This window comes from Vibrio sp. R15-SG3-ISO1B (assembly GCF_059833835.1).
The window spans coordinates 112246-131158 of sequence record NZ_JCBDGG010000034.1 but is presented as its reverse complement, the minus strand read 5'-3'; the positions used below and the strand labels follow the sequence as shown (position 1 = coordinate 131158).

Sequence of the window (18913 nt, the reverse complement as noted above, 5' to 3'; positions counted from 1 at the left end):
TTATAACAAGAATGTAGCTCAGCCACGATGAATCGCATCGTTCGCTTGCTTAAGTAGATTTTGGCTCTCATTCATAAACTGCTGAGAATGGTCTCCAAACCACTCGCTCACTTTGTTAAAACTGTCGACAAACGCTTGTTTGTCCTTACCTTCCAAAATTTCTAATGCCTCACCGAAACTGCGATGGAAGCGCTTAATCATCTCAATATTCTCTTGCGAAGAGAGGATGATGTCGCCATAGAGGTTGGGATCTTGCGCAAACAATCGCCCAACCATGGCCAACTCCAAACGGTAAATCGGCGAGCTCAGCGTCAGTAGCTTGTCCAAATTCGGATTTTCTCGGCTAAGGTGTAGGCCATAGGCAAACGAAGTAAAGTGGCGCAAAGCTTGGATCAGGGTCATGCCTTGATCGTGCTCTTTGGCATCAATTTGGCACAAACTCGCGCCCCAAATTGAAAATTGCTTGAGCAGCCACTGATACTGCTCTTCACCACGACCATCACAATAGACAATGACCTGCTTGGCTAAACTCGGCACATCAGGACCAAACATCGGATGCAAACCGACGACAGGGCCAGAGTGAATCGCCATCATTGCTTGCAGCGGCTTAGACTTAATCGAGGTGAGATCGCACAAAATACAGTCATGGGGCAGATTACCCAGTTTATCAATCACCCCTTGAGTGAGATGAATCGGCACTGTCACGACCACCATGCCCGCGTTGTGGAGGATCTCGTCCGCATTCGGCCAATCTTGACTGCCAAGCACTTTGACTTGATAGCCCGACAAGGTAAACATGCGGCCAAACAGACGACCAAGCTGACCGTTACCACCAACGATCACCACCGAACGCAGCTCTGGGTTCAAACACTTAAAGCCGGAGTCTTTTTCACTGGCGTAGGACTCACGCATGGTGCGGCGCAAGATGTCCTCAATCAACTGAGGGGGAACCCCGATCTTTTCCGCTTCGGCTCGGCGGGAAGCCAACATCGCCGCTTCGCGGTCAGGCGCATAAATGGGCAAACCGTGCTGGCTTTTTACCTCTCCCACTTTCTCTACTAATGCGAGGCGCTGCGCCAGTAAAGCTAATATCTGTTTATCGACTGCGTCAATCTCATCACGCAACCCGCTAAGTTCTACAGCCATCAATATCCCTTCGTATCCCTTTTTAACTTGCGAAGTATGACTTCGCTAAGCGGTCTTGTAGAAATGGAACCAGCTCTTTGTGAGCGTGACGTAATAGTGCCTCAGTTGCGTCCCAATTGATACACGCATCCGTGATAGAGACGCCGTATTTCATCTCACTTAGCGGGATGTCAGATGACTGGTTACCTTCATTTAGGTGACTTTCAATCATCAAACCAATAATTGACTTGTTGCCTTCACGAATTTGGTGAATCACATCTTCCGCCACCAGTGGTTGACGGCGGAAATCTTTGCGTGAGTTGGCGTGACTACAATCCACCATCAACGAGGCGTCAAGACCCACTTTTGCCATGTCTTGCTCACATTCCGTTACGGAGACAGAATCGTAATTGGTCTGTTTGCCGCCTCGTAAGATCACGTGACCATTCGGGTTACCTTGTGTGGTAAGCAGCGCCACTTGGCCTTCGCTGTTGATGCCCATAAAACGGTGGCTTGAAGAGGCCGCTTGCATCGCGTTAATGGCAGTAGACAGGCTGCCATCGGTACCGTTTTTAAAGCCAATCGGCATCGAAAGGCCACTGGCCATTTCACGGTGAGTTTGAGATTCCGTCGTGCGGGCACCGATCGCCGCCCAGCTGAAGGTATCAGCGAGGTACTGTGGGCTGATAGGGTCGAGCGCTTCAGTGGCCAGTGGAATCTCCATCTCTGCCAGTTCCACCAGCAGTTGACGACCTACATGTAGGCCATGTTCAATATCAAAAGAGCCGTCAAGATGCGGGTCATTGATCAAACCTTTCCAGCCGACGGTCGTGCGCGGCTTCTCAAAGTACACACGCATCACAATGTAGAGTTGATCGCTGAGTTGCTCATTGAGCTTTTTCAGTCGCTGCGCGTACTCTTTTGCGGCATCGACGTCGTGAATAGAACAAGGACCACACACCACCAATAGACGGTGATCTTTTTTATGGATAATGTTGGCAACGGTTTGACGAGACTCTTGAATAAAACGGCGCGCTTTGTCACTCAGCGGCAGCTTCTCTTTCAACTGCTCAGGGGTAATTAGGACCTGCTCGTCCGTAATATTGATATTACTTAACTCACTCTTTTTCATCTCGCTCACCGTACACTTAAGTTTACATTCATTCTTATTTGGGTGCTTATACAAAGCAATAACGACAAAATAACAGAGTAAAAAAAGAATGCAACCGTAAACAATAAAAAACACAAAGTGTAAATAATTATATACACTCATTACTTTCTGAACGGAGCGGTCATTCTAAATCAAGAATGCCTTTCCGCCTCGGCGATACCTTTCCGCTGGCTTACGATATACACTATACAAAAACAGACGTACGGTGTGTTATGGACCTGATCCTCTCTTTGCTGCAACAAATGTGTGTCTATCTTGTGTTGGCTTATATGCTCAGCAAGACACCCATTTTTCTTCCTTTACTTAGCATCTCAAGTCGGCTGAGCCACAAGGTCAGTGTCTACATTCTCTTCTCATTATTTTGCATTATGGGCACCTACTTTGGTCTACAAATCAATGATGCCATTGCGAACACGCGCGCCATTGGTGCGGTTATGGGGGGTCTGTTTGGCGGCCCTGTTGTTGGCTTTTTTGTCGGTCTCACAGGGGGGCTACACCGATATACGTTAGGTGGCTTTACCGATTTAGCTTGCGCGATCTCCACCACGGCGGAGGGGCTTATTGGTGGTCTTCTCCACACCTATTTGCTGCGTAAAGGTCGCGGAGAGCAGCTTTTTAACGCCAGTGTGGTGTTTGCCATTACTTTGGTCGCCGAGGTAGTGCAGATGGTGATCATCTTGATTGTGGCGAAACCCTTTGATCAAGCTTACACACTCGTCTCGGCCATCGCTGCGCCTATGATCATCGCCAACTCGGTGGGGGCAGCCCTGTTTATGAGCATCCTTCACGACCGCAAAACCATCTTTGAGGAGTACTCGGCGACGTTTTCACGCCGAGCATTAAACATTGCCGAGCGCTCTGTCGGTATCCTCGCCTCCGGTTTTACCAGTCAGAACGCAGAAAAAATCGCCCGCATTGTCTATGAAGAGACCAACGTCGGCGCGGTGTCGATCACCGATAATGAAAAAATCCTCGCGTTTGTCGGTATTGGCGATGATCACCACAAACCGCAAACGCCGATCTCTTCACAAAGCACCTATGACGCCATCAACCAAAACAGCATCATCTACCTCGATGGCAGCGAGCGACCTTATCAATGCTCGCTCTCAACCACATGCAAGCTGGGCAGCGCCTTGATCATCCCGTTGCGCTCTGGTGATAAGGTGATCGGCACGATTAAGCTCTATGAACCCAAACGCAAACTCTTCTCCACCATCAATATGACGATGGCAAAAGGGATCGCGCAGTTACTCTCCAGTCAGATCCTCTACGGTGATTACCAACAGAAACAGACTCTACTCTCGCAGGCGGAAATCAAACTGCTGCACGCGCAGGTCAATCCGCACTTTCTGTTTAATGCATTAAACACCATCAGTGCCGTTATCCGTCGCGATCCAGCCAAGGCGCGTGAACTGATTCAGCATTTGTCGCAGTTCTTTCGCAGTAACCTCAAGCAAAACATCGCCAGTGTGACACTCAAAGAGGAGCTCGCGCACGTCAACGCCTACCTAACGATCGAGAAAGCGCGCTTTGATGATAGGTTGGAAGTGGAAATCGACATTGACGACGCGTTACTCAATCTGCAAGTCCCCACCTTTACTTTGCAGCCTTTGGTGGAAAATGCGATCAAGCATGGTATCTCAAACTTGCTCGAGGGCGGGCATGTGCGGATATACAACGAAACAACGCCACAGGGCGAAAGGATTGTGGTGGAAGACAACGCCGGCAGTTATCAAGAACCCGAGCCAGGCCACCTAGGATTAGGGATGCAAATTGTCGATAAACGGCTCACCAGTAAATTTGGCCGTGGTTCAGCGCTCAATATTGAGGTAAAACCCAACCAATTAACACAAATGAGCTTTATCATACCTCGCCCTTTGAAGGTAGCGTAGAACCGATGCGGATTGATAAGTAATGCGGATTGATGAGTAAGGACGATACATGCTGACAGCACTAGTCATTGATGACGAGCGATTTGCCCGCGAAGAGCTGACCCAATTGCTTGAAGAAACGGAATGTGTGACCGTCATAGGTGAAGCAAGCAATGCCATTGAGGGGCTAAAGAAGATCAACCAATTGAGGCCAGATGTGGTCTTTCTCGACATTCAAATGCCGCAAATCACAGGGATTGAGCTTTTGAGCATGCTCGACCCCGACACCATGCCCAAGGTGGTATTTGTCACCGCGTATGATGAGTTTGCCATTCAAGCGTTTGAGGACAATGCGTTTGACTACTTACTCAAGCCGGTTGAGCCCTGTCGTTTGGGAAAAACCATCAAACGACTTAAACACACAGAGCCCCGCCCGCTCCCATCCGCTTTGGCGCCTGAGGCGCTGAGTCAAATTCCCTGTATCGGTTTGAACCGCATCGTGATCATCCCAACGCAAGAGGTCGAATTTGCTTACAGCGATATTTCGGGCGTCCATGTACAAACTCGGCATCAAAAAGCGACCTCTCAATTGACGTTAAAGGTGCTGGAAGAAAAAACCCCGCTGGTACGCTGCCATCGCCAGTTTCTCGTCAACTTGAAAACCATTAAGGAGATCAAGTTGCTCGAAAACGGCCTTGCGGAGATCTACACCGTTAGCGGTTACCCGATTCCAGTCAGCCGCCGCTATTTAAAAACACTCAAAGAGCGGCTCGGTTTTCACTGATCCAGCATGCGCTTCATGGCCTCGGAGGCTTGCTTCCACTCATCACTCCGGGTCAATTCGCTGAGCGTAAATCGCTGGGTTCTGAGTAGAGTGTGCGCCTTAGGCACTGCCTGAATGGTCAAGCCATCCAACACTTGCACTTGTGCATCGCGCTGATTGCACACCAAAACCATATCGCAACCCGCTTGAAGCGATTGCTGCGCGCGCTGTGCAGGACCACCCATGACCGCTGCACCTTCCATGGTCAAATCATCAGAAAAGACAATGCCATCAAAGCCCAGTTGCTGACGCAATACCTGCTGCAACCAATAACGTGAACCGCTGGCGGGCTGATCGTCATAATGAGGGTAGATCACGTGCGCCGGCATCATGGCATCCAATACTCCAGCGTCGATGTGCGCCTTAAAGACTTGCATATCGAGTTCAAAAATCGAACGGCGCTCATCAATCGGTGTTTCAAGATGAGAGTCAGCAATCACACCACCATGGCCTGGGAAGTGTTTGCCTGTCGTGGCCATACCTAGCGTCTTCATCCCCTGCATAAACGCTCGGCTATGACGAATGACGCTCTCCACATCGTCACCGAATGCCCGGTTACCAATCGCACGGCATTCATGCCCTTTATCCAGAACTGGCGCGAAACTTAAATCGATATCGTGCGCGATCAATTCAGCGGCCATCAGCCAGCCGCCCCAACGGGCCAGTTGCTCCCCATTCTTATGCTCGGCGTACGCTTGAGCGGGGGGAATGGAAGAGAACCCATCGCGAAAACGCTGTACGCGGCCCCCTTCTTGGTCCACGCCGATCAAGATAGGTCGTTTCGCCGCCTGTCGAATAGACGCGGTCAGCGCTTGTAACTGCTCGCTATCGTGATAATTGCGTGTGAACAGAATCACGCCCCCGACGGTGGGATGGCGCAAAATTTCTCGGTCTTCAGCGGTCAGTTCGTACCCCGCCACATCTAGCCATAATGGTCCCATGTCAATTGACTCCAGCCCATGGTATTTTTCTCTATGCTGCCGAGAGTATTAGGATTATTCTCGGTTTACAATGGAAAGCATGTCGGCGAAGCGAAAATTTGACCATGAGCGAAAAAGCGTTATATATCGGGATCATGTCAGGCACGAGCCTAGACGGTGTGGACTGTGCCCTTGTCGAGATTGATGACCAAAGTGTCACGCTGCGCGATGCACTCGACTACCCCTACCCTGATCATCTACGCCAAAAAGTGCTGGCGATGTGCCTTGGTCAGCCGACCCGATTAGACGAGATTGGCGCGCTCGACCATCAGTTAGGCCACCTTTATGCCGATGCAGCGCTAGCGCTCTTAGCGAAATCTGGCACTAAAGCCCGTGATATCGCTGCAATTGGCAATCACGGTCAAACCGTGTTTCATCAACCCAGCAGCCCGACTCCCTTTACCACCCAGCTCGGCGACGCCCATATCATTGCAGCCAAAACGGGTATCGACACGATCGCCGATTTTCGTCGAAAAGACATGGCGCTCGGTGGGCAAGGCGCGCCCTTGGTGCCGGCTTTTCACCAAGCCCTGTTTCCTGTGACAGATTCTAGCGTAGCGGTTCTCAACATCGGCGGCATCGCCAATATTTCGCTGATTCGGCCAGGCAAACCCGTCATCGGTTACGATACCGGGCCGGGCAACATGTTGATGGATGCGTGGTGTGACAAACATCGCGGCGCCCCATTTGATAAAGACGCGCAATGGGCACAGCAAGGTCAAGTACATCCCCCTTTACTTGACGCTTTACTAACCGATCCCTACCTCACCCAACCTGCCCCGAAAAGTACCGGGCGAGAACATTACAACCTGCCTTGGCTGATGGCACAACTCACTCCTTTTTCACTGCCCACCGAAGACGTGCAGCGTACGTTGTGTGAGTTCACCGCCGTTAGCATTGCCAATGAAGTCACACGATACGCCGAAGGCCCCCATCCTGAGTTGCTGGTGTGCGGCGGCGGTGTTCGCAATCCGCTGTTGATGCGCAGACTGGCCGCCTTATTGCCACAATGGCAAGTGTGCTCCACAAGCGATAAAGGGGTCGACAGTGATAATATGGAAGCGATGGCGTTTGCTTGGCTAGCCTATCGCCGCCTACATGGATTAACGAGTAATTTACCCGATGTCACCGGTGCTCATCGCTCAGCCTCGCTTGGCGTGATGTACTGGGCAGAAAAATAGGAACACTATGACTAACGATGCTTTGATTGCCGCCTTGTCTCATCTTGTGTCTGAAGGGCGCAACCCTGACACCATGGACATTGACCTGCAACCGTCGATTGAAATCGTCAAACGCTTAAACCAACAAGATAAGAGCGTACCGCTTGCCGTGGAGAAAGTACTGCCCGAGGTGGCTCAAGCGGTCGACAAAATCGTCGAGGCGTTTCAAGTCGGCGGTCGATTGATCTATTTGGGCGCGGGTACCAGTGGCCGCCTTGGTGTGCTTGATGCCTCCGAATGCCCGCCCACCTTTGGCGTATCGGATCAGGTGGTGATCGGCTTAATTGCGGGCGGCCAAGACGCGATGTTTAAAGCCAAAGAAGGTGCGGAAGATGACCCGCAGCTTGGCGAGAGTGACTTGCAATCCCTCAACTTAACTCCAGATGATGTGGTGGTGGGCATTGCTGCCAGTGGTCGCACACCTTACGTCATTGGGGCACTGACCTACGCCAATGAGTTAGGCGCAACGACCGTTGCACTCTCTTGCAATCCTGACTCCCCCATCGCCGAGAGCGCAGAGATTGCGATAAGCCCAGTCGTAGGGCCAGAAGCGCTGACGGGTTCAACGCGGCTGAAATCCGGCACGGCGCAAAAGTTGGTGCTCAATATGCTGACCACCGCCAGTATGATCCGACTTGGAAAAAGCTATCAGAATTTGATGGTAGACGTAAAAGCCACCAACAAGAAGTTGCTAGCGCGAGCGACACGCATCGTCATGCAAGCGACAGATTGTGATAAAGCACAGGCCACAAGTACGCTCGAAGAGACCGAGTTTGATGTCAAACTGGCCATTTTGATGATTCTAACTGGGCTGGGTATTCAAGAGGCTCGTGAGCAGTTGCATTACCAACAAGGCTTTCTGCGCGCGGCCGTCGAGAAACACCAATAGCGCGCAGGGTTATTCAGTAAAGGATTATTGAATGTAAGAGTAAACTCGGTGCACTCGATCGTGGATGAGCCTTGCTTATCCATCGTCAATTGTTGTATTCGTCCCAGCCTCGCTTCCACTCCATGCGAAACTGCTGGGCAAACTCGGTGCCTTCACAGGCACCTTGGTAATATTGGCCTGATAATCCAATCTGGTAAGCAAAATTGGGGTTACAGTACTCTTGTACACCCTCGCCATAGCCTTGATCGTAATCGTGCTGTTTAACGACGCCCAAGCTAGACAGCTCTTTGAGCGTGCGTTGGCTATTCCCTCGCACACCATCTTGATAGCCGATTTCATACCAATCGCCCTGCTGGGCAAGCTGTTCCACAGACGCACTGCAACCAATGAGTAGCGCGATAGCACTGAATGAAGTGACACTGAAAAGCGTCGTCAGTCCGATTCTCACTCGATATCCTTTTTGATGATTGATTATTAGTAGCTAGACACACCTACTACACCACTAAAGCCGATAAATAGCCACTCCCGCCGCGAAAAAACCACTCATTACCCATACAGACCACTTAACTCACCAAACAACCACTGACCTAACCAGCACACGAAACTCGCCAAACAGCGGAGTAACATACAGGGTGTATCAATAAAACTAACACTAAGGAACGAGCTATGTTGTGGTTTTTAACCTGTGTCGCCGCACTCATCGGCGGGTACTTTATCTACGGCACTTTCGTCGAAAAAGTATTCGGAATCAATGAAAAGCGTCAGACGCCAGCCCATACCAAAGCGGACGGTGTCGACTATGTGGCCATGTCCACCCCTAAAGTTTATCTAGTCCAACTTCTTAATATCGCTGGTGTCGGCCCGATTTTTGGTCCGATAATGGGTGCGCTTTACGGCCCGGCTGCGATGCTGTGGATTGTCATCGGTTGTATCTTCGCCGGCGCTGTCCATGACTACTTCTCAGGTATGCTGTCGATTCGTAATGGCGGTGCTTCCGTACCGACGATTACCGGTCGCTACCTAGGTAATGGCGCCAAACATTTCATGAACATTTTTGCCATTGTCTTATTGCTGCTTGTGGGTGTGGTCTTCGTTTCTGCGCCAGCCGGTATGATCAGCAATTTGATCAACGACCAAACAAGCCTCAGTGTCAGCATGACGACCATGGTGATTGCGATTTTCGCCTACTACATCATCGCGACTATCGTTCCGGTAGATAAGATCATTGGTCGTTTCTACCCACTGTTCGGCGCGCTACTTATCTTTATGTCTGTCGGCCTCATGACAGCAATCGCCTTCTCTAGTGAGCATACCGTCATGGGTGATTTCCAAGTCACTGACATGCTTAGCAACCTCAACCCGAATGACATGCCGCTCTGGCCTGCACTGTTTATCACCATCGCATGTGGCGCTATTTCAGGTTTCCACGCCACTCAGTCACCACTGATGGCACGTTGTATGGAAAACGAGAAAAACGGTCGCTTTGTTTTCTACGGAGCCATGATCGGTGAAGGTGTGATTGCCCTCATCTGGTGTGCGATTGCGCTTTCGTTCTTCGGTTCACTAGAGTCACTGTCAGAAGCGGTGAAAAACGGTGGCCCAGGTAACGTTGTCTACAGCGCCTCTTTTGGTCTGCTTGGCGTCTTTGGTGGCATCATCGCCTTCCTAGGTGTGGTGATTCTGCCTATCACTTCCGGTGACACTGCGTTTCGTTCAAGCCGTCTGATCTTGGCTGAGTACTTCAACATGGAACAGAAAACACTGCGCAACCGCCTGCTGATGGCCTTGCCTCTGTTCGTGATTGGTGGCGTGTTGACTCAAGTAGACTTCGGTATCATCTGGCGCTACTTCGGTTTTGCAAACCAAACCACTGCGGTGATGATGCTTTGGACAGCGTCGGCGTATCTGCTTCGTCACAACAAACTACACTGGATTACCACTGTACCAGCGGTCTTCATGACCACGGTATGTGTCACCTTTATCTTAAACAACAGTACGCTAGGCTTTGGTCTGCCGATTCAAGTGTCTACCATTGCGGGTATCCTATTCGCACTGGCCGTGACCGTGTACGTGATTAAAACCTCAAAAGGAAAAGGGGAATCTGAGCTTGCGGATGAAGAAACGCCGCAAACCGTCACCAAGACTGCCTAATTCAATCCACCTTCTCGCACTGCTGGCCTGAATGGCCAGCTAAAGAAAAGGCTCCCATTGGGAGCCTTAATTATTTTGCAGGTAATTTGACTAGCGCGAGAGCCGTCCGTTGCCTTAATCAACTTGTTTGATCTGCAACTCTTTCGGCACTTCAAAGAACATGTTCTCTTCACGGCCTTGGATCTCTTCGATCTCTTTTGCTCCGCCAAGGGCCTTAATCCGCTCAAGGATTTGGTTCACTAACTCTTCAGGGGCTGATGCCCCGGCCGTGACGCCGACTTTCGCTTTACCTTCTAACCATTGCGGCTGCACATCTTCAGGGCAATCGGTCAAGTAACCAGGGGTACCCAGCTTTTCCGCCAACTCTTTGAGGCGCGTGGAGTTCGAGGAGTTTTTCGAGCCGACAACAATCACCACATCCACATCTTGCGCCATTTCACGCACCGCATCTTGGCGGTTCTGGGTTGCGTAGCAGATGTCGTCTTTGCGCGGCCCTTGAATATCGGGAAACACGCGACGCAGCTCATCAATCACATCGGCGGTTTCATCCACCGATAAGGTGGTTTGGCTGACATAGTGAAGATGCGAAGGGTCTTTGACTTTCGCCTTCAACGCCATCACATCACTTGGGGTCTCAACTAGGTACATGCCCCCTGTTTGACTGGCATACTGGCCCATGGTGCCTTCCACTTCAGGGTGACCGGCGTGGCCGATGAGCACCACTTCCATGTTCTTGCGGCTAGCTCTCGCCACTTCCATATGGACTTTTGTCACCAAAGGACAGGTGGCATCAAACACAGTCAGAGCACGTTCTTTGGCCTCTTTGCGTACCGCTTGCGACACGCCGTGAGCGGAGAAGATGACGATGTTGTCGTCAGGCACTTCACTCAGTTCTTCAACGAAGACGGCCCCACGTTGCTTTAAGCCTTCAACCACAAATCGGTTGTGTACCACTTCATGGCGAACGTAGATTGGCGGTTGATACATCTCCAATGCACGCTCAACTATGCTGATTGCGCGATCAACACCAGCACAAAAGCCACGGGGGTTCGCTAACAGAATTTTCATTTCATTGCTCATCGAGTCATCGTCTTCAATTGGGCGGTTATTCTACTGATAAAATTTCAACTTCAAAAGTCACATCTTGCCCAGCTAATGGGTGGTTAAAATCCACCGTGACGGAGTCGCCCGCAATTTCAGTGATGATGCCGGGGATTTCCATGCCATCTGGGCCTGAAAATGCCATGATGGTGCCCACTTCAACTTCAGCATCCCCAACGAATTTGGTTCGGTCCATGTGATGAATGTTATCTGGATTGGGTACGCCAAACGCATCGCTGGCGGCGAGCTCTATCGATTTGCTGTCCCCTTGCTTGAGACCAAGCAAACATTGCTCAAAATTATCACTCAAACTGCCATCACCAATCACTAACTTGGCGGGCTTGCCCATGTTGTGGGTACTGTCGGCAACAGAGCCATCTTTCATCTTGATAGTAAAGTGCAGCGTTACTGCGCTGTCTTGGGCGATTGTCATCACGTTACGGCTTCCTTGTTATTGTCATTCTTCGGTCTCACTCTGCGACCACTTTTTCTCGTTCTGCGTCCAGTTTCTAGCTCTGCGTCCAGTTATAGTAAAAAGCGCCGTCCGAATCAACGGACGACGCCTAAGGTTATTGCTGTCACAGACCTTTACGACTCATGCTTGGCTCTTTTTGCTACGAAAACCGTCCAAAATGATCATCGCGGCGCCAATGCAAATGGCACTGTCTGCCAAGTTGAACGCTGGCCAATGGTAATTACCCCAGAAGAAATCGAGATAATCGACCACAAAGCCGTGGACTACACGATCAAAAACGTTCCCCACCGCGCCGCCAATAATCAGCGCGTAGGCGATGTTGTTCCACTTTTCTGTGCTCGGCAGTTTGCTCATCCAGTAGCTAAGTAGCCCCGTCACTATCACAGCGATCGCAGTAAAGAACCAGCGCTGCCAGCCAGCTTGATCACTCAAGAAACTGAATGCCGCGCCATAATTGTGAACGTAAAGAAGATTGAAGAAGGGTAAGACTTCGATACGATTTGCCCAGCCATACCCCATGTTATCCATCACCAACAATTTAATCGCAATGTCTGCGACAAAAATCACCAATGCCAACCACAGCCAACGCAGGCCAGATTGTTTTAATGTCAATGCGTGCTCACTCATGCTCTTACCTAAAAACAGCCCCAGTGTATACTGGGGCTGTTTATTTGACTTAAAGTTCAATGAATTACGCGAATTTACGCGTTTCACCATCGCCTTCTACGTTGGAGACACAGCGACCACAAATGGCTTCGTGACCCGCAATCGTACCCACGTCTGGCGTGTGGTGCCAACAGCGATCGCACTTCTTCGCATCAGTGGCATGCACTTCAACGAACAAACCGTCCAGCTCTGTTGCTTGCGCCGCATCGCTTTTCTCGCTCAGTGGTTTCACCACAGCAGCAGAGGTCAGGAGTACGAATCGAAGTTCATCTTCCAGCTTATTGATTTTCGCGGCTAACGCGTCGTCTGCGAACAGCGTAACTTCCGCTTGTAATGAACCACCGATGGTTTTCTCTTTACGTGCATCTTCAAGCAGCTTGTTCACGCTACCACGAACGGCTTGAATGTCCGCCCAAAACGCGTTGTTGAGCTCTTCACCTTGTGCAAGACCAAACAGGCCATCAAACCATTCGCCGGTAAAGACGAACTTGTCGCGTGACTCACCGCTTGGCAAAGCACTTGGCATTTCATTCCAAATTTCATCGGCAGTGAATGACATGATCGGTGCCATCCAACGAACCAAGGCTTCGACGATGTAGTACAGCGCCGTCTGACAGCTGCGTTGAGCGTGACCACCACGTTTCGCCGTGTATTGACGGTCTTTAATCACGTCTAGGTAGAATGAACCCATCTCGATAGAACAGAACTGCATCAGACGCTGTGTCACCGCGTGCGTGTTGTACTCGCCGTACGCTTTGACAATCTCTTCTTGCGCCGCCAATGCGCGACCCACAGCCCAACGGTCCAGTGCCACCATCTCTTCTGCTGGCACAATGTCTGTCGCTGGGTTAAAGCCACTGAGGTTCGCTAAAAAGAAACGCGCGGTGTTACGAATACGACGGTAAGCATCCGCCGAGCGTTTTAGAATTTCGTCTGAAACCGCCACTTCACCTGTGTAATCTGTCGATGCGACCCACAGACGCAGAATATCTGCACCCAGTTTGTTGGTCACATCTTTCGGTGCCACAACGTTACCGATGGATTTCGACATTTTACGGCCTTGACCGTCAACCACGAAACCGTGCGTCAATACTTGTTTGTATGGCGCTTCGCCTTTCATCGCAATCGATGAAATCAGTGAAGACTGGAACCAACCACGGTGCTGGTCTGAACCTTCAAGGTAAAGGTCTGCACTGTTGCCGTTGTACTCTTCACGAGCATCAACCACTGAGTAGTGGGTGACACCAGAGTCGAACCATACGTCTAGCGTATCCAGTACTTTTTCGTAGTGATCGGCTTCTTCGCCAAGCAGTTCTGAAATCTCCAGATCCCACCAAGCCTGAATGCCTTTCTGTTCAACAAGCTGAGCGACTTTCTCAACCAGTTCAATCGTATTTGGATGAAGCTCTGCGGTCTCTTTATGTACAAACAGAGCGATAGGCACACCCCAAGTACGTTGACGAGAGATACACCACTCCGGACGACCTTCAATCATGCCTTCAATACGGCTTTGACCCCATTCTGGCATCCACTCAACACCCTTGATGGATTCCAGCGCTTTAGCACGCAGACCTGCTTGGTCCATCGACACAAACCACTGTGGAGTCGCGCGGAAGATGATGGGCGTTTTATGACGCCAGCAGTGTGGGTAACTGTGCTCGTAAGCATGGTGATGAAGAAGTGCGCCTTTCTCTTTCAGCGTTTCCACCACGGCATCGTTCGCTTTGAAGACGTGTTGACCGGCAAAAAGCTCGGTATCCGGTAGGTAAACACCGTTTGAACCTACTGGGTTTGCCACTTCTAGGTTGTACTTGTTACCCACAGCGAAGTCTTCTTGACCGTGGCCAGGCGCAGTGTGTACCACCCCCGTACCCGACTCAGTGGTCACGTGATCGCCAAGGATAGCTGGGACAGTGAAATCGTAGAACGGATGTTGGAATTGAGTCAGTTCAAGATCCGCACCTTTCGCAAAGCCTAGGTTGTGGAAATGCTCGATACCAGCACGGTCCATCACGTCTTTCGCCAATTCAGCAGCGACGATGATGCGCTCTTTTGTCTCACCTTCAACTTGAATAAGGACATACTCTAGATCATCACGCAGACACACCGCGCGGTTCGCCGGCAACGTCCACGGCGTGGTTGTCCAAATAACAATCGAAATCTCACCTTCGCCTTCGTGGCCTTCATTGAGGTTAAACTTCGACAGCAGTGCAGCTTCATCCGCCGCTTTAAAGCGCACGTCAATAGAAGGAGAGACTTTGTCTTTGTATTCCACTTCTGCTTCCGCGAGCGCACTGCCACAGTCTGTACACCAGTGAACCGGTTTAAAGCCTTTTAGCAGGTGGCCGTTGTCGGCAATCTTACCCAACGCACGAATGATGTTTGCTTCTGTCGCAAAGTCCATGGTGCGGTATGGTTTGTCCCACTCACCCATGATGCCTAAGCGCTTAAAGCTCTCTTTTTGACCTTCTACTTGGCCCTGTGCGTATTGACGACACTTGTCACGGAACTCTGCCGCCGATACCTTTTGCCCAGGCTTACCCACTTTCTTTTCTACCATCAATTCAATAGGTAGACCGTGGCAGTCCCAGCCAGGGATATAAGGCGCATCGAAGCCGGAAAGCGTCTTCGATTTAATAATAATGTCTTTAAGAATCTTGTTTAGTGCGTGACCAATATGAATGTCACCGTTGGCGTATGGAGGGCCATCGTGTAGAACGAAAGATTTTTTGCCTTTCTTCGCTTTACGGATTTCACCGTAAAGGTCTTCTTTATACCAACGCTCGAGCATTTCTGGCTCACGGTTCGCCAGGTTGCCGCGCATTGGAAACCCTGTTTCAGGAAGGTTCAGGGTATCTTTATACTCACTCATCGATTCTTAATTCCGTTGTGTTGGGCGAAAGTTAGACATTAGGCCAAACGGTGGACTAAACCGTTTAGCGACTATGCTGACGCAGCCACACCCTTGCTGCCTCAGCATCCAATTCAATTTGTTGTTTTAAAGCGTCGAATGACTCAAATTTTTGCTCATTGCGCAGCTTATGTAAAAGTACGATTTCTAGCTGTTTGCCATACAAGTTGGCTTGAAAGTCGAATAAATGCACTTCGAGTTGTTGCCGAACTCCGTTGACGGTCGGGCGATTGCCTATGTTGGCCACGCCGCCAATCGGCTGTGGGCCTAGACCTAGTGCCTCAACGACGTAAACGCCAGAGACCGGCGATACGCAACGTTTCAAAGGGATATTTGCGGTAGGAAAACCTATCGTTCTTCCCAATTTTCGGCCGTGGGATACACGCCCACTAATACTGTAATCGCGTCCAAGCATCGTCGCGGCCAGCGCTAAGTCATCTTTTGCAAGCGCATCACGAATCAAGGTGCTGCTGACACGGTCGGTTTGCAGACAAAAGCTTTGCGTACTCACCACTTCAAAACCGAGGGTTTTACCCGCTTGTTTCAGCATCTCAAAGTTACCAAGACGGCCGCGACCGAAGCAAAAATCATCGCCTACGACCAGAAACTTAACACCCAAACGCTTGACCAACAAGTCGCTAATAAACTCGTCAGCCGTCAGGTTGGCAAACTCTTGATTAAAGTTCACGCATAGCAGTCGCTCAAGGCCCAATTTGCTTAACTGGACAAATTTGTCACGCAGACGCGTTAAACGCGCTGGCGCATTGTGCTTGGCAAACAACTCCAATGGTTGCGGGTCAAAAGTCATCACGGTTGACGGCAAGCCTAGCATGCTCGCTTGTTGTGACACTTGACGCAGCACAGCCTGATGGCCTAAATGTACGCCGTCGAAGTTTCCTATCGTCAACACACACCCATAATGCTGGGCTTTGATGTTATGAATCCCTCGAATTAATTCCATTGGACGTTGATAAAACCTGTGTATTTGTGATTACTAAAGCGTGAAACTGACGGATTATATACTAATCCGCGTTACTCTGTCGCTGCTTTTAAATCTTTTGCTCGCACGCCCATCACCAGTAGTGACAATAGGTAAACCCCTGCGCCAAGACCGATTAACAACGCCAGTGACACCACTCTCTCACTAAGGCTCCAATCCAGCCACACCGACATACTGTCCAGTTGTGAACTTATCGCCGCGACCATCAAACCGCCGGCAACGATAAGCTTGCCAACAAACCACCACGTTCTACTGGTCAATTGATAGACCCTCGCGCGATGCAAGCCTCGGTAGAGCAGCGCCATATTGACAAACGCAGAGAGCGCGGTCGCCATAGCAAGGCCCACATAACCATAAAACCAAGCAAAAATGGCGTTAAACACCATGTTGGAGACCATGGCGATGATGCCGTATTTGACCGGCGTTTTGGTATCTTGACGCGAGTAGTAACCAGGAGCTAACACCTTGATAAGCATAAAGTTCAGCAACCCTGAGGCATACGCCACCAGCGACAGCGAGGCAAACTGGACGTCTTGCGCTGAAAACTCACCGCGCATAAATAGCACCATCAGCATCGGTTTGGCCAGCACCATCAACCCTAGCATTGCCGGGATCCCAAGTAGCGTGACCATTCTTACCCCCCAATCCATGGTGTGGGCAAATCCTTCACGCTGCTCATCAACGTGCTTGCGAGATAGCGCCGGCAAAATAACGGTCGCAATGGCAATACCAAACAGGCCGAGAGGAAATTCCAGCAATCGATCCGAATAGTAAAGCCAACTGATCGAGCCTGTTTGAAGAAAACTGGCAATAAAGGTATCAAGCAACAAGTTGATTTGACTGACCGATACCCCAAAGAGCGCAGGGATCATCAGGGTGCGAATTTTCACGACCCCGGGATCACGCCATCCCCACTTGGGCTTGACCATCACACCGGCTTTAATAAGAAACGGCAGTTGAAAAAGAAACTGGACTAGACCGCCCAAGAACACCCCAATCGCCAGGCCAATTTCAGGCTGCGCCAATTGAGGGGCGATCCACCACGCCGAAGCGATGATCATCACATTGAGAAACACCGGGGTAAAAGAGGAGACCGCAAACTTACCGAGCGTATTGAGGATCGCGCCAGACAGCGCAACAAAGGTGATGAACCATAAATAAGGAAAGGTAATTTTGAGCATCAGACTGGCCAGCTCAAATTTTTCTGCCGATGGTCCGCCACTCAGCCAATCGAGAAACCAGCCAAAACCAAACAGAGCCGTGACGACACCCGAGCCCAACACACCAAGCAGTGTCACAATAGAAACAATGACGCCGAGCGTTCCGGCCGCGCGGGCAATCAGTTGGCGGGTTTTCTCCTCATCACCAGTGGCGTGATATTCGGTCAATACCGGCACAAAGGCTTGAGAAAACGCGCCTTCAGCAAACAAGCGGCGTAAAAAGTTGGGAATTTTATTGGCGAAGAAGAAGACATCAGCACTCGCCCCTGCCCCCATCAAATTTGCGACCACGACGTCGCGCACAAGGCCCAACACTCGAGAAATCAATGTCATAGCACTGACAATCATGCCTGATTTTAAGAGACGTTTACTCACGACTACCTCAAGAACTCGCTCATACTAACAATTCAGTGCTTGGGTTATTAGGGAATAACTCATTGAGAGCAGATTAGTATTAGCATTGAAAAAAAAATACTGATAGAATCCCCGCCATCTTAACCGTGAAGACCTTTCTAATCCAAAATTTGTTTGGCTGCGATGGGTTTTTGCACAAATCATTTGACATTTAGGCGCAAATGAGGGATATTCCTCGCCCTTAAATTGTCACCGAACTAAAGTTTTTGGGAGTTAGACCCTTGGCAAATAGTAAATCTGCTAAGAAGCGCGCTATCCAAGCTGAGAAACGTCGCCAGCACAACGCTAGCCGTCGTTCTATGATGCGCACTTACATGAAGAAAACTGTTGCTGCTATCGAAGCAGGCGACAAAGCTGCTGCAACTGAAGCATTTGCTGCAGTTACACCAATCCTAGACCGCATGGCAACTAAAGGCCTTATTCACAAGAATAAAGCTGCTCGTCATAAGTCTCGTTTCGCTGCTGCAATCAAAGCTCTATAATAGAACTCTGATTTCCCAGTGAAGAAAAAACCGGCTATTGCCGGTTTTTTTATATCTGAAATTTGTCGAACCTTACACCAGTTCTTGTGGTAATCCATGCATCAAGAACAGTAAAGATGGTGCAACAGCTCGATCATCTTCTTCACTTCTTCGCTGTGAAGAGTGTAATACACCGTCTGCGCTTCTTTGCGCGTCACCACGAGTTCATCACGACGTAGCCACGCTAAGTGCTGAGATAACGCAGACTGACTTAGCTGCAACTGCGCGGATAGCTCCCCAACCGACAGCTCTTGGTTATGCAAAAGACACAAAATCTGCAAACGTCTTTCGTTCGCCATCGCTTTGAGTAAGACAACTGCTTGAGCAGAGTTCTTTTCCATCTCTTCCAGATTCATCACTACCTACCCCTAAACC

At 50.2% G+C, this 18913-nt stretch carries 16 protein-coding genes and 1 pseudogene; 6 read left to right on the top strand and 11 right to left on the bottom strand.

Annotated elements, in window-relative coordinates:
* Positions 1-18: 18 nt before the first annotated feature.
* On the bottom strand, positions 19-1146 hold the full coding sequence (gene tyrA, locus AC6R0S_RS10580; RefSeq protein WP_487901868.1) for a bifunctional chorismate mutase/prephenate dehydrogenase: 1128 nt from the start codon (positions 1144-1146) through the stop codon (positions 19-21).
* A 22-nt stretch (positions 1147-1168) separates the two neighbouring features.
* Positions 1169-2257, bottom strand: a complete 1089-nt coding sequence (locus tag AC6R0S_RS10575; RefSeq protein WP_500632706.1) for a 3-deoxy-7-phosphoheptulonate synthase — start codon at positions 2255-2257, stop codon at positions 1169-1171.
* 251 nt (positions 2258-2508) lie between these two features.
* Here AC6R0S_RS10575 and AC6R0S_RS10570 point away from each other — a divergent pair, with 251 nt between their 5' ends.
* Both AC6R0S_RS10570 and btsR read left to right on the top strand, forming a co-directional pair.
* Positions 2509-4188 (top strand): LytS/YhcK type 5TM receptor domain-containing protein, encoded by a 1680-nt coding sequence (locus AC6R0S_RS10570; RefSeq protein WP_500630089.1) that lies wholly within the window; start codon positions 2509-2511, stop codon positions 4186-4188.
* A 49-nt stretch (positions 4189-4237) separates the two neighbouring features.
* A complete protein-coding gene (gene btsR / locus AC6R0S_RS10565) occupies positions 4238-4951 on the top strand; it encodes a two-component system response regulator BtsR (protein ID WP_487901865.1) in 714 nt (237 codons plus the stop codon).
* Here the strand turns inward: btsR and nagZ are convergent.
* A pseudogene (gene nagZ / locus AC6R0S_RS10560) lies at positions 4945-5949 on the bottom strand (beta-N-acetylhexosaminidase); the annotation flags it as partial. The gene btsR and the pseudogene nagZ sit on opposite strands and share 7 nt — an antisense overlap.
* Before the next feature lie 86 nt (positions 5950-6035).
* On the opposite strand from nagZ, the gene AC6R0S_RS10555 reads away from it, so the two are divergent.
* Both AC6R0S_RS10555 and murQ read left to right on the top strand, forming a co-directional pair.
* A complete protein-coding gene (locus tag AC6R0S_RS10555) occupies positions 6036-7151 on the top strand; it encodes an anhydro-N-acetylmuramic acid kinase (RefSeq protein WP_500637875.1) in 1116 nt (371 codons plus the stop codon).
* A gap of 7 nt (positions 7152-7158) precedes the next feature.
* On the top strand, positions 7159-8079 hold the full coding sequence (gene murQ, locus AC6R0S_RS10550; RefSeq protein ID WP_500637874.1) for an N-acetylmuramic acid 6-phosphate etherase: 921 nt from the start codon (positions 7159-7161) through the stop codon (positions 8077-8079).
* Between the two features lie 85 nt (positions 8080-8164).
* Here the strand turns inward: murQ and AC6R0S_RS10545 are convergent, their stop codons facing one another.
* On the bottom strand, positions 8165-8521 hold the full coding sequence (locus AC6R0S_RS10545) for a DUF2799 domain-containing protein (protein ID WP_487901928.1): 357 nt from the start codon (positions 8519-8521) through the stop codon (positions 8165-8167).
* A 224-nt stretch (positions 8522-8745) separates the two neighbouring features.
* Here AC6R0S_RS10545 and AC6R0S_RS10540 point away from each other — a divergent pair, with 224 nt between their 5' ends.
* The gene (locus AC6R0S_RS10540; protein WP_500637873.1) at positions 8746-10230 is read left to right on the top strand and encodes a carbon starvation CstA family protein; all 1485 of its coding nucleotides are present in this window, start codon (positions 8746-8748) and stop codon (positions 10228-10230) included.
* A gap of 114 nt (positions 10231-10344) precedes the next feature.
* On the opposite strand, the gene ispH is transcribed toward AC6R0S_RS10540, so the two are convergent.
* The 6 genes from ispH to murJ all read right to left on the bottom strand — a co-directional run bounded on the left by ispH (position 10345) and on the right by murJ (position 17978).
* Positions 10345-11310 carry a 4-hydroxy-3-methylbut-2-enyl diphosphate reductase gene (ispH, locus tag AC6R0S_RS10535; protein WP_500626613.1) on the bottom strand — a complete coding sequence of 322 codons (966 nt, stop codon included), beginning with the start codon at positions 11308-11310 and terminating at the stop codon, positions 10345-10347.
* A 25-nt stretch (positions 11311-11335) separates the two neighbouring features.
* Positions 11336-11767 carry an FKBP-type peptidyl-prolyl cis-trans isomerase gene (gene fkpB, locus AC6R0S_RS10530; RefSeq protein ID WP_500632710.1) on the bottom strand — a complete coding sequence of 144 codons (432 nt, stop codon included), beginning with the start codon at positions 11765-11767 and terminating at the stop codon, positions 11336-11338.
* Positions 11768-11926: 159 nt separating this feature from the next.
* Positions 11927-12433, bottom strand: a complete 507-nt coding sequence (gene lspA, locus AC6R0S_RS10525; protein WP_500637872.1) for a signal peptidase II — start codon at positions 12431-12433, stop codon at positions 11927-11929.
* Positions 12434-12497: 64 nt separating this feature from the next.
* Positions 12498-15344 carry an isoleucine--tRNA ligase gene (ileS, locus tag AC6R0S_RS10520; RefSeq protein WP_500630095.1) on the bottom strand — a complete coding sequence of 949 codons (2847 nt, stop codon included), beginning with the start codon at positions 15342-15344 and terminating at the stop codon, positions 12498-12500.
* Between the two features lie 64 nt (positions 15345-15408).
* Positions 15409-16344, bottom strand: a complete 936-nt coding sequence (gene ribF, locus AC6R0S_RS10515; RefSeq protein ID WP_500637871.1) for a bifunctional riboflavin kinase/FAD synthetase — start codon at positions 16342-16344, stop codon at positions 15409-15411.
* 71 nt (positions 16345-16415) lie between these two features.
* The gene (gene murJ / locus AC6R0S_RS10510; RefSeq protein ID WP_500637870.1) at positions 16416-17978 is read right to left on the bottom strand and encodes a murein biosynthesis integral membrane protein MurJ; all 1563 of its coding nucleotides are present in this window, start codon (positions 17976-17978) and stop codon (positions 16416-16418) included.
* 260 nt (positions 17979-18238) lie between these two features.
* Here murJ and rpsT point away from each other — a divergent pair, with 260 nt between their 5' ends.
* Positions 18239-18499, top strand: a complete 261-nt coding sequence (gene rpsT, locus AC6R0S_RS10505) for a 30S ribosomal protein S20 (protein WP_004744855.1) — start codon at positions 18239-18241, stop codon at positions 18497-18499.
* Positions 18500-18600: 101 nt separating this feature from the next.
* Here the strand turns inward: rpsT and AC6R0S_RS10500 are convergent, their stop codons facing one another.
* Positions 18601-18894, bottom strand: a complete 294-nt coding sequence (locus AC6R0S_RS10500) for an ArsR/SmtB family transcription factor (RefSeq protein WP_334554121.1) — start codon at positions 18892-18894, stop codon at positions 18601-18603.
* Between the last annotated feature and the right edge of the window lie 19 nt (positions 18895-18913).

Bases quoted from the DNA above. Each gene is read 5' to 3' on its own strand.
- tyrA (WP_487901868.1), bottom strand. From the start codon at position 1,146: ATGGCTGTAGAACTTAGCGGGTTGCGTGATGAGATTGACGCAGTCGAT.
- ispH (WP_500626613.1), bottom strand. From the start codon at position 11,310: ATGAGCAATGAAATGAAAATTCTGTTAGCGAACCCCCGTGGCTTTTGT.
- ileS (WP_500630095.1), bottom strand. From the start codon at position 15,344: ATGAGTGAGTATAAAGATACCCTGAACCTTCCTGAAACAGGGTTTCCA.
- lspA (WP_500637872.1), bottom strand. From the start codon at position 12,433: ATGAGTGAGCACGCATTGACATTAAAACAATCTGGCCTGCGTTGGCTG.
- murQ (WP_500637874.1), top strand. From the start codon at position 7,159: ATGACTAACGATGCTTTGATTGCCGCCTTGTCTCATCTTGTGTCTGAA.
- AC6R0S_RS10500 (WP_334554121.1), bottom strand. From the start codon at position 18,894: ATGAATCTGGAAGAGATGGAAAAGAACTCTGCTCAAGCAGTTGTCTTA.
- AC6R0S_RS10540 (WP_500637873.1), top strand. From the start codon at position 8,746: ATGTTGTGGTTTTTAACCTGTGTCGCCGCACTCATCGGCGGGTACTTT.
- AC6R0S_RS10555 (WP_500637875.1), top strand. From the start codon at position 6,036: ATGAGCGAAAAAGCGTTATATATCGGGATCATGTCAGGCACGAGCCTA.
- AC6R0S_RS10575 (WP_500632706.1), bottom strand. From the start codon at position 2,257: ATGAAAAAGAGTGAGTTAAGTAATATCAATATTACGGACGAGCAGGTC.
- AC6R0S_RS10570 (WP_500630089.1), top strand. From the start codon at position 2,509: ATGGACCTGATCCTCTCTTTGCTGCAACAAATGTGTGTCTATCTTGTG.
- ribF (WP_500637871.1), bottom strand. From the start codon at position 16,344: ATGGAATTAATTCGAGGGATTCATAACATCAAAGCCCAGCATTATGGG.
- btsR (WP_487901865.1), top strand. From the start codon at position 4,238: ATGCTGACAGCACTAGTCATTGATGACGAGCGATTTGCCCGCGAAGAG.